This is a genomic window from Hyphobacterium sp. SN044, assembly GCF_021864465.1.
Classification (GTDB): domain Bacteria; phylum Pseudomonadota; class Alphaproteobacteria; order Caulobacterales; family Maricaulaceae; genus Hyphobacterium.
This window is the reverse complement of record NZ_JAKKUV010000024.1, coordinates 1-529: the sequence shown is the minus strand read 5'-3', so window position 1 is coordinate 529 and position 529 is coordinate 1. Positions and strand designations below refer to the sequence as shown.

The following is a 529-nucleotide window of genomic DNA, read 5'->3' as shown; positions in this document are numbered from 1 at the left end:
TGCAGTTATTGTATCTTATAGGCATCTCGGTCTTCCGCTGGTTTCTCGCAGATACATCAAAAGACTAGAAGGTGAAACTTGCCTTTAAAATAGGCCATCAAGATACTGCTGAATAGAGTGCACTCCTGTTTGCTTCAGAAACTTGTGAGCGATGTCGGGTAAAGCAGCAGAGGGATATGAACAGATAGAAGTAGATGTGGTGGCAGTATGGAAAGAAGGCTATGTATACGAAAATCGCGGAAGCACCAGTGTGGATCAGAAGATCACAATAACAAAAGGCATGAAAAATGTGAATTCAGAAACAAGGACAGTGACTGCTACGCATAGTATTGGTTCTACTATTAGCACTGGAGATGCATTCGAAATTGGAAGCGTGGAGGTTAGCTACAGCCATTCACATGAAGAATCCCAAGTTAGCATGACGGAAACTGAAGTTTATGAATCAAAGGTGATCGAACACACTATAACGATTCCACCTACTTCAAAATTCACAAGATGGCAACTGAATGCTGACGTTGGTGGAGCGGAT

At 42.3% G+C, this 529-nt stretch carries 1 protein-coding gene; it reads left to right on the top strand.

Annotation, left to right across the window (positions count from 1 at the left end):
* Positions 1–151 precede the first annotated feature (151 nt).
* The coding region (locus L5876_RS14525) for a hypothetical protein (protein ID WP_236957079.1) at positions 152–529 on the top strand (378 nt) is incomplete at its 3' end.